Origin of the sequence: Nesiotobacter zosterae (assembly GCF_033843645.1) — a bacterium.
Taxonomy (GTDB): Bacteria; Pseudomonadota; Alphaproteobacteria; order Rhizobiales; family Stappiaceae; genus Pseudovibrio; species Pseudovibrio zosterae.
The window spans coordinates 359,977-374,795 of the sequence record NZ_JAWXVZ010000001.1; the positions used below are offsets into that span (position 1 = coordinate 359,977).

The 14,819-nt window shown below is 55.1% G+C and carries 16 protein-coding genes and 1 tRNA gene; 4 read left to right on the plus strand and 13 right to left on the minus strand.

The window, feature by feature from the left end; genetic code table 11:
- Position 1: 1 nt before the first annotated feature.
- From Q3Y58_RS01715 to Q3Y58_RS01725, 3 genes are all read right to left on the minus strand, one after another.
- On the minus strand, positions 2–1,282 hold the full coding sequence (locus tag Q3Y58_RS01715; protein WP_319620738.1) for a TRAP transporter large permease: 1,281 nt from the start codon (positions 1,280–1,282) through the stop codon (positions 2–4).
- The gene (locus tag Q3Y58_RS01720) at positions 1,279–1,800 is read right to left on the minus strand and encodes a TRAP transporter small permease (RefSeq protein WP_274218066.1); all 522 of its coding nucleotides are present in this window, start codon (positions 1,798–1,800) and stop codon (positions 1,279–1,281) included. Before Q3Y58_RS01720 ends, Q3Y58_RS01715 begins: the two co-directional genes overlap by 4 nt.
- Before the next feature lie 87 nt (positions 1,801–1,887).
- The gene (locus Q3Y58_RS01725; protein ID WP_319620739.1) at positions 1,888–2,922 is read right to left on the minus strand and encodes a TRAP transporter substrate-binding protein; all 1,035 of its coding nucleotides are present in this window, start codon (positions 2,920–2,922) and stop codon (positions 1,888–1,890) included.
- A 517-nt stretch (positions 2,923–3,439) separates the two neighbouring features.
- On the opposite strand from Q3Y58_RS01725, the gene Q3Y58_RS01730 reads away from it, so the two are divergent.
- Both Q3Y58_RS01730 and Q3Y58_RS01735 read left to right on the plus strand, forming a co-directional pair.
- A complete protein-coding gene (locus tag Q3Y58_RS01730) occupies positions 3,440–4,132 on the plus strand; it encodes a nucleotidyltransferase family protein (RefSeq protein WP_319620740.1) in 693 nt (230 codons plus the stop codon).
- Positions 4,133–4,183: 51 nt separating this feature from the next.
- On the plus strand, positions 4,184–4,837 hold the full coding sequence (locus tag Q3Y58_RS01735) for a nucleotidyltransferase family protein (protein WP_319620742.1): 654 nt from the start codon (positions 4,184–4,186) through the stop codon (positions 4,835–4,837).
- Here Q3Y58_RS01735 and pabB read toward each other — a convergent pair.
- The 6 genes from pabB to Q3Y58_RS01765 all read right to left on the minus strand — a co-directional run bounded on the left by pabB (position 4,828) and on the right by Q3Y58_RS01765 (position 10,413).
- Positions 4,828–6,660 (minus strand): aminodeoxychorismate synthase component I, encoded by a 1,833-nt coding sequence (pabB, locus tag Q3Y58_RS01740; RefSeq protein WP_319620743.1) that lies wholly within the window; start codon positions 6,658–6,660, stop codon positions 4,828–4,830. The genes Q3Y58_RS01735 and pabB overlap by 10 nt on opposite strands.
- A gap of 176 nt (positions 6,661–6,836) precedes the next feature.
- Positions 6,837–8,321 (minus strand): methyl-accepting chemotaxis protein, encoded by a 1,485-nt coding sequence (locus Q3Y58_RS01745; protein ID WP_319620744.1) that lies wholly within the window; start codon positions 8,319–8,321, stop codon positions 6,837–6,839.
- A gap of 4 nt (positions 8,322–8,325) precedes the next feature.
- A complete protein-coding gene (locus Q3Y58_RS01750) occupies positions 8,326–8,664 on the minus strand; it encodes a hypothetical protein (protein ID WP_319620745.1) in 339 nt (112 codons plus the stop codon).
- Between the two features lie 83 nt (positions 8,665–8,747).
- Entirely contained in the window at positions 8,748–9,209 is a 462-nt protein-coding gene (locus Q3Y58_RS01755; RefSeq protein ID WP_319620746.1) for a MarR family winged helix-turn-helix transcriptional regulator, read from the minus strand.
- Positions 9,210–9,366: 157 nt separating this feature from the next.
- A complete protein-coding gene (gene msrA / locus Q3Y58_RS01760) occupies positions 9,367–10,014 on the minus strand; it encodes a peptide-methionine (S)-S-oxide reductase MsrA (RefSeq protein WP_319620747.1) in 648 nt (215 codons plus the stop codon).
- A 93-nt stretch (positions 10,015–10,107) separates the two neighbouring features.
- Positions 10,108–10,413 carry a hypothetical protein gene (locus tag Q3Y58_RS01765; RefSeq protein ID WP_274218075.1) on the minus strand — a complete coding sequence of 102 codons (306 nt, stop codon included), beginning with the start codon at positions 10,411–10,413 and terminating at the stop codon, positions 10,108–10,110.
- Positions 10,414–10,707: 294 nt separating this feature from the next.
- Between Q3Y58_RS01765 and Q3Y58_RS01770 the strand changes: the two genes are divergently transcribed.
- Both Q3Y58_RS01770 and Q3Y58_RS01775 read left to right on the plus strand, forming a co-directional pair.
- Positions 10,708–10,797, plus strand: a tRNA-Ser gene (locus Q3Y58_RS01770).
- 113 nt (positions 10,798–10,910) lie between these two features.
- Positions 10,911–11,075: a hypothetical protein gene (locus Q3Y58_RS01775; RefSeq protein WP_319620748.1), complete on the plus strand. Its 165-nt coding sequence runs from the start codon at positions 10,911–10,913 to the stop codon at positions 11,073–11,075.
- Between the two features lie 383 nt (positions 11,076–11,458).
- Here the strand turns inward: Q3Y58_RS01775 and Q3Y58_RS01780 are convergent, their stop codons facing one another.
- From Q3Y58_RS01780 to Q3Y58_RS01795, 4 genes are all read right to left on the minus strand, one after another.
- Positions 11,459–12,520 (minus strand): alpha/beta hydrolase, encoded by a 1,062-nt coding sequence (locus Q3Y58_RS01780; RefSeq protein ID WP_319620750.1) that lies wholly within the window; start codon positions 12,518–12,520, stop codon positions 11,459–11,461.
- A 105-nt stretch (positions 12,521–12,625) separates the two neighbouring features.
- A complete protein-coding gene (locus Q3Y58_RS01785; protein WP_319620751.1) occupies positions 12,626–13,030 on the minus strand; it encodes a DUF4345 domain-containing protein in 405 nt (134 codons plus the stop codon).
- A complete protein-coding gene (locus tag Q3Y58_RS01790) occupies positions 13,023–13,946 on the minus strand; it encodes a formylglycine-generating enzyme family protein (protein WP_319620752.1) in 924 nt (307 codons plus the stop codon). The genes Q3Y58_RS01785 and Q3Y58_RS01790 overlap by 8 nt, the downstream gene beginning before the upstream one ends.
- A 1-nt stretch (position 13,947) precedes the next feature.
- On the minus strand, positions 13,948–14,772 hold the full coding sequence (locus Q3Y58_RS01795; protein WP_319620753.1) for a type 1 glutamine amidotransferase domain-containing protein: 825 nt from the start codon (positions 14,770–14,772) through the stop codon (positions 13,948–13,950).
- Between the last annotated feature and the right edge of the window lie 47 nt (positions 14,773–14,819).

The window sequence follows — 14,819 nt, forward strand, 5'->3', positions numbered from 1 at the left end:
CCTAGCCGAAGATGAGGCGTGGGATGAATAAGGAAAGATCCGGTACGTAGGTAACGATCCCCAAGACAACGAGGTTCATGACAACGAAAGGCCAGACCCCGCTGATGATCGTTGCCACCGGTTTGTTCAAAGTAGATGAAGCAACGAATATATCCAGCCCGAACGGCGGTGTGATCATGCCGAGGCTGATGTTGAGCGTGACAATCATGCCGAAGTGGACCGGATCAATGCCCAGGCTGGTTGCAACGGGGAACAGCGGCGGAACTAGCAGGATCAAGGCTGAGTTCGGATCAATGAACATGCCAGCGATCAGGAATGCCAGATTGATGATCATGAGGAACATGATTGGCCCGGCATCAATGTCAGTCAAAAAGCCGGTAATGAAGGCCGGAACCTGCGCCAGTGTGACGAAGAACGCCAGAATACCGCCGAACGCCAACAGGATGAAAATCACCGATGTCTGTATCGCACTTTGCTCTGTAAGACGGAACAGGTCCTTCAGCGTCAGGTGTCGATACACCACCATCTCCACAATGATGGCGTAAACCACGCTGGTTACGGCCGCTTCGGTTGGCGTTACAAAACCAGAATAGATGCCACCAAGAATAATCACTGGCATGCCAAGTGCCCAGCCCGCACGACGGAAGCTGACCCAGCGCTCTTTCCATGACGTGCGCTCATAGGTTTTGATTGGCGAGCGGCGGGCTTCCCACATCACCATCAGGGCAAATGCCAGACCAAGGATCACACCAATGGCAAGGCCGCCCGCGAACAGCTTTGCAACTGAGGTGCCAGTCATCCAGCCATAGATGATCATGGTGATGGATGGTGGAATGAGGAGGGCCGTTTCGGCACTGGAGACGATAAGGCCCGTGCTGAAGCGATCGGAAAACCCAGTTTCACGCAGGCGCGGATACACCATGCGGCCCATGGCAGCCACCGTTGCCGGCGCTGAACCGGAGACGGAGCCAAACATCATGGAGGCGCCAATGGTGGTGTGGCCCATGCCACCGCGCGTATGACCCACCAGCGTTTGAATGAAGTCGGTCAGCCGCCGCGCTATCTGACCTGCGCCCATGAGCTGCGCCGCAAAGATGAAGAACGGGATTGCGAGCAGCGTGGTATGGTTGATGCCGCCAACCAGCTTTTGAACGAACACAGCCTCCGGAATGTGGCCGTAGAACATTTCCTTGACTGCAAGCGTAGGCAGGCCAAGCACGAGCAGCATTTCAAAGCCAAGGATCAGCAGAGCTGCGGCGAGGAGAATGGGGATGGCAATCATGATGCGTTCTCGCCTTCTTCTGCGGTTCGTGGGGCGTTTTCAAATCGATTGATTATGCCGAAAAGGTTCAGGAGATAGCGCAGGCCCAAGAGCGAGAAGCCCAGAAGGGGTGCCAGATAAATCCAACCCATGGGCAGATCCAGCGTCGGGCTTTTCTGGCCTGTACCCAGCACGAACACCATGAGGCGGTAGCCCAGCAGTGCCACATAGAACGAAATGATAGCGCCGCTAAGGTCAATCGCGCGGATCAGCCATTTGCGTTGGTGTTCGGGCAGCTTGTTTCGAATGGTATCGATGCTCACATGGCGCCCGCGTTCCAGGGCAAGGCCCAGACCGCCGAACACAAGAAACAGATTGAGCAGGCGAACCGCTTCTTCAATCCATGCAAACTGCGCGGAATAGGAGCTTGCCAGCTCGCGCACCAGAACGTTGAAGAAGAACAGAAACACCATCACCAAGAAGATGGTGACGATGGATGTCCGCTCCACGAGGCGTAACAGATTGAGCGCTTTTCTCATGGTTTCCCCAAACAGTTCGCTGGCCCGCTGATATAAAACAGAAAAGGGCGCGGCCACTTCAGGCGCGCCCTCTCGTTTGCTTGGTAATCAGTTTGCGGAGACGTCCGCAAATGCTTTTTCGTAGATAGCGATCAGCTTCTGGCCTTCCTCGCCCGTTGCGGAGAGATAGGCATCCCGAGCAGTTGGGTACATCACTTCGCGCATCTGCGCCCGTTTTGCATCGTCTAGTTCGCGGACGGTCGTCCCGCTGTCCTTGATCACTTTGAGAGCGTCTTCGGCAGCAGCAGTCTTGTGCGCAACAAGCTCGGGGATCACTTCTTCGAAAGCTTCCGAAATGACGGTCTGATACTCAGCAGGCAGAGCAGCCCACCAAGCCTGATTGAACAAAACAACATCCTCGAAAGCGCCGTGGTTGGTCAGAACAAGGTTGTCCTGCACCTCAAAGAACTTCATGCGCTGGATGGTGTCGAGCGGGTTTTCCTGTCCATCTACAATGCCCGTCTGCAGGGAGGTGTATACCTCATTGAATGGCAGCACGATTGCGGAAGCGCCCAATGCGGTAAACTGACCGATGAGGATTTTGGAGTCCATCACGCGGAACTTTTGGCCCTGAAAGTCATCAACGCTTTCAAGCGGTTTGTTGGAGGTCATGTGCTTCCAGCCATTGGGCCACAAGGCAACACCCTTCACGCCGCGGCTGTCGAAAGTCGCGAGCAGCGCTTCACCAAACTCTCCGCCGCGGATTTTCTGAGCCTTCTCGGCGTCCTTTGGCATCAGGTAAGGGATGTCGAGAACGGAAACCGCCGGGTTGAAGCCGCCAAGGAAACCGGCCGGAGAAACAGTGCCCTGAATGATGCCCAGCTGAACACCTTCGGTCATTTCGCGTTGGTTCCCAAGCTGACCTTGCGGGTAAATCTGGAACTCCACAGCACCGTCTGTGCGCTCCTTCACAAGCTCTGCAACCTTTTCGAGCATGATGTGACGGGACTGAGCCGTTGACTCAAGGTGTCCGATCTGAGCTGTGAAGTCAGCGGCGGAAGCAGTCGATACGGCAGCAAAAAACGCCCCGGAAGTGATTGCGCATGCAACCGCTGCCCGAGCAACTTTGTAAAGGTGCGTCATGATTTCCCCGATAAAAGTGTTCAAACGGACGAACATCTACACGAACAGCGAAGCCTGTCAACATAGTTGAGTAGAATTGAGCTAATTTCGCTCACCTCACCATGCGGGAGATACGTCAATTCACTTATTTTGCGTCGCTTGGCTGGGCTGAAAACAAAAGCAAAGCCTTGCTAAAATGTTCTGTTTTTATCGGAATAAGCGATCAATATACTTTCGCTGCTAAGGGTGTGCAAGCGCCATGCTGGCATCAAGCACTTCTTATCCACGTTGAATTATGCTCAACAATGAATCGTCCTCATTTGAATGCTGCTTGCAGGTAGCTCGAGCAGCTCTTCGCTCTGGCATTTGGCAAGGCACTAAAACAGATCTAAAGCTTGCGGCACAAGATAAGCTGCTGGCTTTTGTTAGTATCAAGAGCGTGAAGGTCAGAGTGGATTCCGTTCTCCGAGAGCGGAAGGGAGCGCGGAGGCCATTAGGCCTGTTTTCTGGGCAAGGGCAACGAGGACGCGAAATCAGCATGAAGCAAGAACATGGGCTCCAATTCCCAACCTTCGGTAGTGACAGGATAAACCAGGCAAGCGAGCCAGAGTTGCAAGCGCTGGTTCGAGAGGTGGTACGCAACAATTCAGTCATCTGGTCGCTGCTGAAGTTGGCGGCGGCTGAGAAGCTGCCCGACGCCTGGATCGTTTCAGGCGCCATCTACCAAAACCTCTGGAACGCGATGTTGGGCTTGCCTCAGGGCCACGGGATCAAGGACTATGATCTGGTCTATTTCGATGGTGCCGATCTTTCTTGGCAGGCTGAGGACCGCATTATCAAGCGTATTGATTCCCGATCGGCCGACCTTGGTGTTCCCGTTGAAGTGCGCAATCAAGCCCGTGTTCATTTGTGGTATCCGGACCGGTTCGGGGCGGACTATCCGAAGCTGCAGCATGCCACCCACTCTCTGGACTATTATGCCTCAAAGACCCACGCGGTCGCTGTCGGACTGGAGGCAGAAACAGAAAACATAAAAGTGCATGCGCCGTTTGGCCTGCGCAACATCTTCGACATGCTTGTTGTGCCGAACTATGCGCTTGATAATAAAAAGACACATCAGGATAAAGCGGCGCGTCTACAATCCGTCTGGTCCCCGGTTACGATCATAGATTGGGAGGATGACGAGTTTCTGCGCCATCAAAGACAAGATGCGGGTTTGTTCCTCCGCTAGTTCCCCAGTATAAGGGGCGCGAGACCTCTCGAAATTAGGACAGCCATGCCCGTGCCGCAGCAAGTTGCCGACACAGTCAGTCAAGAGCTGACATTGCTCGATCAGCAGATTCTTGCAGATCCTCTGAAGTCATCAGAGGACGAGCGGCGACGTGTGCTCTCATTGCTGCTGCTCACTCATCCCGGATTGCTGTCAGCCATGAAAGGCATACGTTCTCTTGGGGTGGCGGACTGGCGCATTTCCGGGCGCACTATCGGTTTGATTGTTGGCAGTGCTTTGTTTGGTAAGCCTGAGCAACTGGGCAGTAAGCTGCCGCTGCATCTGTCGTATTTTGAGGGCGATAAATCTTCTGCGGGCGGGGATTTGGCATTGCTGCGCAATCTTCAGCTGGTGCTGGAAGAGAGCCCGTTCAGCATAGCGGTCGAGAATGTTGGGCCGCTGCAAAGCGTGCCGCTTCTTGAAAGCGGCCCCAACCAACCTCCGCCCTCATGCACAGATGAAGCCATACTTCGGAGCCCTGTTCAGGCGTTGGCTGTTGGGGTGCGTCTTGAGGCAAAAAACAGGCTCTCAATATTTGCGCCCTATGGGCTGGCCTGCCTGTTTGCGATGAAGTTCATTGAAAATCCGGTGCATCCTGATGAGGCGGCTGTCAAACAGGAAATGCGCTACTTCTCGAGTCTCTGGCCCGATCAGATTCACGGCTGATGTTCTCTCTCCCCTTCAAAAGCCGCAAATAGTTTGGATAGCTCCACTCTTACCAGGCCGCGCACGCTGTTTCCCACATAAACGGCCTCTGCCTTCACCAAGTTCTCTGGCCGCAGGTCGGCTTCTTCCGCGATGCCTCGTTCCAGCAGACCCGCTCGGAGCGTTCCGGGAAGCAGGCCGTGGCGTAGATGAGGCGTGAGCAGCTTTCCGGAGTTTCTAATGAAGAGCGTTGTGAAACTGCCTTCCGTCAGAAAGCCGTCCTCGTTGGTGAAGATGGTTTCCTCACAGCCGAACCGTTCCTGATATCGCTTGCGGGCGTCGTCATAAAATGCCCGGTGCGTTGTCTTGTGAAAAAGAAACCGGTTGTTTGAGAGGAGCGGTTCCCGTGCAAGGCAAACAGACCACTCGCTGTCTGACGCTGAGGGCAGGGGCGTATTTTGTATTTGGAAGCTCCCATCCTCGTGCAGCTCCAAACGTACCCGCTGGGCGGTTGGGTCCCACGCATTCGCGTGAGCCGCTAATGCCGCGCGCACGGCCTCGCCATCGATCTTGAAGCCAAAATACGAAGCGCTCTCCAGCAAGCGGGCCATATGGCGCTCAAGTAGGAAGAAGCCGTCTTCAGGTGTCCACTTCATGGTCTCAATGAGGCCAAACGGTTCAATTGGATCGGTGAAGACTTCGAGCTTCAGCAAGCATTCTTCATACTCAGGGGAGGCTCCGGAATCGAAGACCACGCCCGAGCCCGTTCCAAGACTGCCGTTCCCGGCCTCATCAAGCACAAGCGTTCGTATGGCCACATTGAAGCAAAAGTCACCATTTGGTTCGATTGCACCAATGGAGCCGGTGTAGATGCCGCGCGGACTGGCTTCCAGATCGTCAATAATCTCCATGGCCCGCAGTTTAGGGGCTCCGGTGATGGAGCCACACGGAAACAACCTCTCCATGATCTCAGGAAGCTCTGCGCCTTCTTCAAGCTTTGCCGTGGTTGTAGAGGTCATCTGGAAGATGCTGCGATAGGTCTCCACCTCGCAGTGGGATGGTACCGCAACACTGCCCGGCTCGGCGATGCGCGACAGGTCGTTGCGCATCAAGTCTAGGATCATGGTGTTTTCGGCCCGGGATTTGGTATCGCTCGTAAGCCAGCGTGCGATGCGCTGATCTTCTGCCCGCGTGCGCCCTCGTGCGGCTGTGCCTTTCATAGGCTTGCAGGTGAGTAGGTCTCCACGACGAGAGAGAAACAACTCAGGTGAAATGGAAAGCACACGGTGCCCATTCACATGCATCAACGCTGCATAGTCGACAGGTTGCTGAAACAGAAGCCGTTCAAACAGATGAACCGGGTCGCCCTCAAACTGCAGTGCAGCGCGCATGGTTAGGTTGATTTGATAGATGTCACCTTCCGCTAGGTGCTGCTGTGTCTTTTGGAAAGCAGCCTCATAGGCATCGCGGCTCAGATCGAACTCTTTGAGGTCAATCTTGGCGGATGTTTCGCCCGGGTCCCGGGCTTGATGAAGCCATGATTGGACCTGCGTTGCAGTAAGGTGTTCAGGTGCCTCATAGACCCCGAACCAGGCGAGGGGCATCCCGTCTGTGCCGCGAAAGCGCGGGATCAGCTTTTCTTCAAAGGCAAAACCGAATTCATACGCAAAATAGCCAGCAAGGTAGGCGCCGTTCGTACGCGCTTCTTCCAGTGCAGCAAGTGTTGCACGCACATCGTCCAGCGACCAGCACTCAATCACATCCAATGGTTTGGAAAAGAGACGTGCTTCAAACCGCGATTTGCGGTCGAGCAGCAGAACCGTGCCATCCTCAAATCGCGACATGTGCTGCAATTCTCACTGTGAACAAGCGTAACACCTCAACGTGCAAAACAATGCGCGCGGGTATACCAGTCAGATGGAGTTGCTGGCAACATGCGCCGCGTTTAAGTCCGCTATAAGAACGGGAAAAGGCCGCCAAGAGACGGCCCCTTTATCTCGTCCGGTGCTGATGCAAGACGTCAGGCGACATCCTGCAGGAACTGTGTGATCCGGTTGCCCAACTGAACAATGCGCTCCTCCATGACGCGAGTGTCATTGTTCACCTCACCGGCGGCACGTGAGGTTTGCTCAACCGCCTCGCCGAGGCCCTGCACGTTCTCAGCAACGGCCTGGGTGCCTTGCGCAGCAGAGGTGATGTTCATGGAGATTTCGTTGGTAGCTTCACCCTGTTGGCTAACAGCTGCGGAAATGGCGCTGGCGTTGCTGTTTACGTCGTCAATTCGCGCGGAAATGTTTCCGATCGCTTCGGCGGCTTGGCGTGTCTGTCCCTGAATCTCGGAGATTTGGCCGCTGATCTCCTCTGTGGCCTTGGAGGTCTGGGTCGCAAGATCTTTGACTTCCGCAGCCACAACGGCAAAGCCTTTGCCCGCTTCACCCGCCCGCGCGGCTTCGATTGTGGCGTTCAAAGCCAGAAGGTTTGTCTGTTCCGCAATCGCTTGAATGAGGGTGATCACTTCGCCAATGCGATTGGCGGCATCGGACAACTCGCTCATTGTCTCATCAGCTGCACGCGCACTTGAGTTGGCGTCGTTGATCTTCTCGTTGGTCTGAGCAATCTGACGTGCAATCTCGCCAATGGAGGAAGATAGCTCTTCAGCAGCTGCAGAGACGGTTTGGACATTGCCCGAGGCAACGTTTGAAGAGTGCTCTGCACGGTCTGCGCGGCTGTTGCTGTCATGAGCCAGCTGGGTCAGGGCCTCTGTGGCTTGCAATATGGTTTGGGCGCGGTTTGACAACTCAGTGACCAGTTCATCGGCTTCGGCTTTGAACGCGGCAATATGCTCCTGTACGCGGATGGAATGCTCATGCTCATTGGACTGGCGCTCGCTTTCAGATGCCTGCAGTGCAAGGGCCCGTTCTTCTGCCGCGACTGCGTCTTCGCGGGCCTTTTCTGACGTGCTGAACAGCTCATGGACCTTTTGGCAGGTCAAGACCAACGCCGCCGTTTCCAAAATCAGAATAGCTGCATGAAGGGCCACACGGCCGATGCTGCCGTCTCCCGGAAACACAAGCTCCGGAAGAAGAAAGTTGAAGGTCAGATGATGGAGCGCCACAACGGCGGCAAAGGCCAGCAGAGGGCGGATGTCAAACCAGCCAATCAGAATGGCAAGCACCGCAAAAAAGTACATGTGCATGTCAATCTGATAGGAAGTGGCCGCATCTGGTGAGGCGCTGGCCGCCACAATGACGGACACAATGGCGGCCATGCAAAGCGCGGTCACAATCCGGGTAGGAGTTGCAGAGCCAAACTGCATCCAGACGGCTGTGGGAACCACAGCCAGCAAGACAGCAATGCCAGAGATGATTGCCACCGAGGCGTGCTCATTCAAAAACGCGGCCGTTATAGCCAACAAAACGTTGATCCACATGAGGCCGATAATCAGCCGTGTTACAGCCTCACGCATCTCGTGCATGCTTTGCGAGGAAAGCCTTTGCCCACTCATCGTTTCATTCTCCAAAAGCGTTCAGGCCCGACCGGCACGCGTCAAAAATCAAGGGTGAAAGCACAAGCAGTGCTCCGTGGTTGTAGAGTTGTTCTATGAAGTCAGGCTTATCCGAAGCTGCCACTACCAGATATCGTCCGTTGCCGATGGTTCCAAGGAGCGCCCCTTCTGCGGCGACAGCGCTGTCAATTGCTGCAGTGGACCATGGGGCCGAGAGTATAGCGACCCTTGAGGCGCTGCTGGGAACCAGTGTGGCAAGGCTCATGCATAAAAAAACGAGAGCAAAGACAAGCATGTAGAATGACATGCCCACTTCGCTCTCGTTTTGATGATCTGACTGCATGAATTTCCCTCATGAATTTGAGGGGTCATTTCTGCAGTTATTTTACTTAATTCTCTATTAAAGCTGAGATACCTGCCTATAGATTAGGCTGGTTCAGCCACTGGCTCCATGTCCGTGAAGCAGTATCGCATGCAGGTCGAGTTCTCAGCCTTGTCAAGAATGCTTTGGAAGACCGCATCCAGTCGCTCCAGATCTTTTTCGTCGATCTCTTTGAGCAGAGCGGTGGCTGTATCCCAACGGCTCTTTGCCAGGTCCGAAGCCCTGCGTTTACCGCGTGCTGTGAGCTCAACCATAACTTCTCTGCCACGGCGACGCTGCCGGCGCACGAGCCAGTCTTTTTCCAGCCGGTCGATCAGGCGGACCGTCGCAGAGTGGCTAAGACGAACCTCTGTCGCAATGCCTCCAATGGAAACAGTGGAGTTGCGTTGGATGGTTAGAAGAGCAGCGACAGCACTTGAGGAAAGGTCGCCATAGGTTTCGACGCTTGTGTCTTCCAGCAACGTGCTGACCGCCGTCAATTTGTTTGCTACTTGATCAACTAACATTTGAAAACATTTCTTGAAAAGTGTTGCCCTTAAGTTCGGTGAGATAAAATTAATTTAAAATTTTATATTAATCAACTCACTCATTCAATTAAGGGTGGTGGAATGGGGTGAGGGATAACCTGACTGTCTAAAAGAATCGATTCTTGAATTGATGAATTTAGGTTGTGTAACGGACATCCAGGCCACAAATGCCGCAATAACCCTCGGGGTTTTTGGCAAGATATTGCTGATGGTAGTCCTCAGCCCAATAAAAGGCAGGGGCTGTTCGAATTTCTGTCGTTATGCTTCGTCCCAAATCGGATTCTCTTAGATTTCTTTGATAAACCTCCTTTGATTCTCTTGCGGTGGAAAGGTCACTCGAATCAAAAGTGTATATCACTGACCGATATTGACTGCCAATATCGTTACCCTGCCGCATTCCCTGAGTAGGGTCGTGATTTTCCCAAAAGAGCTTCAAGAGCTGATCAAGGGATGTCTTGGTGGGATCAAATGCAACAAACACAACTTCGGCATGGCCAGTTCGCCCCGTGCAGACCTCATTATAGGTAGGGTTGGGCGTGCCTCCGCCCGCATAGCCAACGCCAGTGACGTAGACGCCTTCTTTGTTCCAGAAGAGGCGCTCTGCCCCCCAAAAACATCCCATGCCGACGATAAGCCGTTTGAAGCCTGCTGGGTAAGGGCCCGCCAGAGGGTGCCCATTTACATGATGGGTACCGGGAAGGTTTATGGGGTCATGCCGCCCCGGCAGTGTTCCTTCATTGGATTTGCCGCTGAACTTGTTGGACAGCATGTTCATGAATGACATCATAACCTCCCCTGAAACGACTTGATATCAAACTGGAGTAAGTCTGAGATAAATCAAGGCGTCAACTGGCGGGCGGCGAGGCAGGCTGGCTACTTACAAAAGCGAGGCGCGCAGTCTTTTCCGGCGGTCGCCATACCAGAGCAGCAAAAGGCCCAGAGGGGTAAAAACAACCCACGCCGGATACTGGAGGAGGCCTTGGAGGATCGGATCCCAAAGGAATGGAGAAACATTCCGTTGGATTCCCGCCTGAGCCGCGTTCAGACTTTCCGGCGACAAGTCAAACCAGACTTGCCCCATCGGCGTCACCACCCATGCCGAGGCGGCGATGCTGCGTGTGCAGTCAACCACAAACGCGACCAATGCCACGGCAACGAACCAAAGGCCGAATACTCTCGCCAAAAAACTGAACACCTGTGCCCCCGTTTATCTGGGTTGTAAGGACGCGCAGACGCCTTGACGTGTCTGCATATTGGGATCCTTACGCCATATCATGATGATTGAAACTCAACATCCGGTGAATGAGGGGGGATGCTCATGAAAATACGTGGAATCCGAAGCTGTTGTGCGTTTCGCGCCGGCTAAGTTCACAGGTTGGGGAAACCTGAAGGTTTTTTCAAAATAAGTCCTTGCGCCCTCCGGGTGCTTTGACTATACCCCCACTCACGCCGTCGGTGCCAAGCCGACGCAGCAAGCGGAGAGGTGGCCGAGCGGTCGAAGGCGCACGCCTGGAACGCGTGTAGGCGGGAAACCGTCTCCAGGGTTCGAATCCCTGTCTCTCCGCCAGTTTCCCTTGAAATCATTGAGTTTTTCCGATCCGATCCAGATTTGGGCTACAAATTGGGTCACAAATTGGGTCACAGTTTGGTATTTCGAATTTGTTTGGGCGGCTTCGGTAGGTGTGGTGGCTCACCCTGAGCAAGTCGATCCTGCAGGAACTTCTCTGCCTCGGCCCTTGGGCATTTCCAAGCTTCGAGTTCGGCTTCAAGCCGGTAGAAGATGGGTGCATAGACATCGCCATGCTTCAAAACCATCCAAGCCATAAAGGTTACAGCATCTTCTAATCTTTCGCGGATGAGGGGAGCTTTGGGTGTTCCGCTTCTTTTGCCCTTTACTAGCTCTTTCTCGTAGTTGGCGTTGGAGAAGTGCTTGCTCGCTTCATTTTGTTGCTGCCGCTCCCCCCCGACTAAAACTTGTGCGGGAGGAGCTCAGTAGTCGTTTGCAGCACGCCCTAAAGAGGTCTCTCGGTCCTGCCCTATGGCAAGCGTCCACTGTTAGGGCACGGCTCTACCAGTTGCGGAGCAGCCGTGCCCAACAGTCTTTGTCTGGCGAGTGCGCTGTTGGCGCGGCCCGCGGTTTAACAGCTCAAGCCGTTGCAGTTTCAACTCCGGCGTTGCTTCATCGCTTAATGGCCTAAGTTCATCGCCCAGGTGCCTGTCTGCATCGCTCAGTTAATTCTCTTCTCCTGCATTGCAGCGACATCAATCACCCCGCTTCTTGGAAACCTGTCCGCCAGAACCTCTTCGCGGGCACTGGTCACAACATCAATAACGATGGGTGACGTTGCTGCGAGAAAGTGGTTTCGCGCATCAGGCAACCCAGAGAGATCAAGAACCAGCAGATCGAGTGCGACAAGACGGTCGCGGTCCCGCGCTGATCCGAGCCGTTCCGGCTGCGCTGTCAGGAGCGAAGAAAAGCGCAGTGCATAATCGCTTTCGGAGGTCATTACGACGAACGGGTTCGGCAAAGGATCGATGCGTTCATGTTGGGATTCGAAGAGATCCAGATCGATATCTGGCGAAACCAAGATTACGCCCCCGATCCGGCTCAGAACCTTCTTTTTCCCGGTGATGGACAATTGCCGCAAGGTTTCCACGACAAGCTGTGTGCCCATGGAATGGCCAAAGACAAAGACTTTCTGATTGTTGCGGGTCAGTTCGACCAGAAGAGCCTCAAGATGGTCGCGCGCGATCAGGATGCTGTCCTTATCGCGCACATAGCCTAAGGGGCGTTCGATCGACGGCCATGAGAAGGTGACTTGCGGCCCTTGAAGGCCGTAATCATGGGCGATCTGCGCATGACGGTAGACGGCCGACTCCATCGACGTGTTGAACCCGTGGACGTAGACGACCGCACTGTCGATAGGGCGGCCGCGGGGCCCGGCTTCGGTTCGAACGGCCTTTCCAAGGGCTGCAAGAGACGGAACCGCCCGCGCGTTGGCAACGGTGAAACTCATCGAGGGATCAGGATTTGCCGCAGAGAACTCCACTTTACCCGGCTTATGGGTTGGCGGGATCGTGATGTCGTACTGCGCGAAAGTAAGTGCGTCACCGCGCTGCGTGGTTCCAGAAAGGTCAGAGGCAACGGTTCTGTTGGTGGCAAGGTATATGCTCTGAACGTCAGCCGTACCGATCTGGGCGCTCGGCGCAACAAACTCTTTCGGCTTGCCCGCGCAAGCGGCCAGCGTGGAGAGGGACAGGCACAGAAGAAGCGTCACACGAAGGTTCATTTAAATTATCTTTCCAGTGTGTTTCTTAGTAGGGGCTTGCATAAGCAAGGTGTTGTTCCGTCACTTGTTTCCCGGCGAACGTCTTTAAGTTCCAAACGCCACGGATCACGCGTCGCTCGCATTCTTGCTGTTGGGTGCTCTGGTGATGAGATAAAAGCTTGTTCCCGCGAGAATGATTTCCGCGAGCAGGTAGAAGATCAGTAGTGGCTGGGGCCAGCCGTCGAGAAAAAGGCTCAACACTCTGCCTAATGCAATGCCAGTGACAAACACGAAGACACTCCACAGCGCAGGCATCCGCAGGTCGGCGCGTACGGCACCGGCCAGCCAAAAGATGATCATGCCGAGGTACAGTCCCATGATCGCACGGAAGAGGTGCTGCATGGTTAAATCTGGGTCGCTGAGGCCGTAGAGCCAAGGCAGGCTCTTGTCCGGCAGCGCACCGTAGGAGAGCGCCACAGGCACAAGGCCGATGCCCATTGCCAGCAGGAACAGCCTCTGAGCCTTATCCATCAGTGTCCCCCATGCTTTTTACGATACGAAAGCCAATGTGCGCGGTACTGAAATCGCGCTCGAGGCTCTCGCGCGCGGCGACCCTGTATCTTTGGCAGTAGTCCTCGCTACAAAGAAACGAGCCGCCCTTGATCGTGAAACGCGGCACGGCGGGTGCGAATGGACTGTCGGTCCATTCCCAGACATTCCCAATCATGTCGTAGGCACCTGTCAGTCCCGGCTCATAACAACCTACCGGCGCTGTCCCCGCGAAACCGTCCCGCCGGGAGTTGAGCACCGGAAAAAGGCCCGTCCAGATATTGGCACGGGCGCTGCCATCGGGCGCGCGGATGCCCGAATGCGGGTCCATCGGATCGAACAAACCCATGCTGGCCGCGTATTCCCATTCCACCTCAGTCGGAATCCGTCCGCCCACCCAAGCTGCATAAGCCTTGGCGTCATTCAGTGTGACATGCACGACAGGGTGCAGGTCGCGACCCACCAGGTCGGATCCTGCTCCATCCGGCGTGCGCCACGTTGCGTCGGCGTCCAGAGACCACCAGGAAAGGAATACTTCGGGCGTATCGCTTTCGCTGAACTGTGCCGAACCGCCATTGCGTTCAGCCTCGGTGACATACCCAGTCTCAGCAACAAACGCTGCGAACTGGCTGTTCGTGACCTCGTGGGCCTGCAGGCGGAAAGGCGAAACAAGCACCTTCCGGGGCGGGCCCTCCTCGGGAAACACAGGATCAACGCCCATGACGAATCCGCCGCCGGGGATTTCGACGAACTCACCAAGGTCGGCCTCGTTCAGGGAACACGCCAGTTCTGTTTGAGGTGAAGAAATGACATGCTGCGAAAGTCCCACGGCAGCGACCGCGACAACGGTCACTGCCAGCGCACCTGCGCCGAGCCATAGAGGACGTTTATTGGGCAACTCAGCGCTCCGCGAGTAGTTCGAGGATGCGGTGAGCAGTCTCATAGCCGCTGTTCTGGTTCTGGCCAGTTACCAGATTGCCGTCGACTACGGTGTGCGTCGCAAAGAAGTCGCGCCAAGCGGTTTCGGCCTCAAACACAGCGTTCATGGAACGCATTTCGCTCTCAGGGTGCAAAGGCGTGATTTCGATGCCCAGCTCCTTTATCTGTTTGTCGGTGACGCCTGTCACCCGGCGGCCTTCGATGAGGGGTGAGCCCTCTGTATTTTGAGCGTTCACCAGACCGAGCGCCCCATGGCAAACCGACCCAAGGACGGCACCTTGAGCGTTAGCCTTGGTAATGACTTGGGCAAGCTCATCGCTTTGCGCCAGGTCATAGGCCGCGCCCCAGCCACCAGCCAGGAAGATCACGTCGTAGGCACTGGGATCGACTTCGGTGATGGGAAGGGAGTCCCGTAGCATCGCCATTGCCGCAGGATCCTTCTTGAAACGCAGGTCTTCGGGCGTTGCCAGCGGCCAACTCATCGACCACGGCTCGACCGGGATCTCCCCGCCCTTTATCGAGGCGATGTCGACGTCCAGTCCGGCTTCGAGAAAGGCGTAGTAGGGAACCGTCATTTCCGATCCGAACACCCCGGTGGCTCGGCCCGTTTTGCCAAGTGTGTCATGGCTGGTAGTTACGATCAGTGCGCGATGTCCCGCCAGATCAAACTCAGGGATTTCGTGGTGAGGGTGAAAGCCCATCGCCTTAAGCGTCGGCGGCAAGCCGAAATAGATGGCGACAGCTAACAGGGCGATGATGCCAAGGGAATATCGAAGCCAAGACATTCAGATTTACTCCAAGTGAACGATCTACTGACAATTTGGGGGACGAA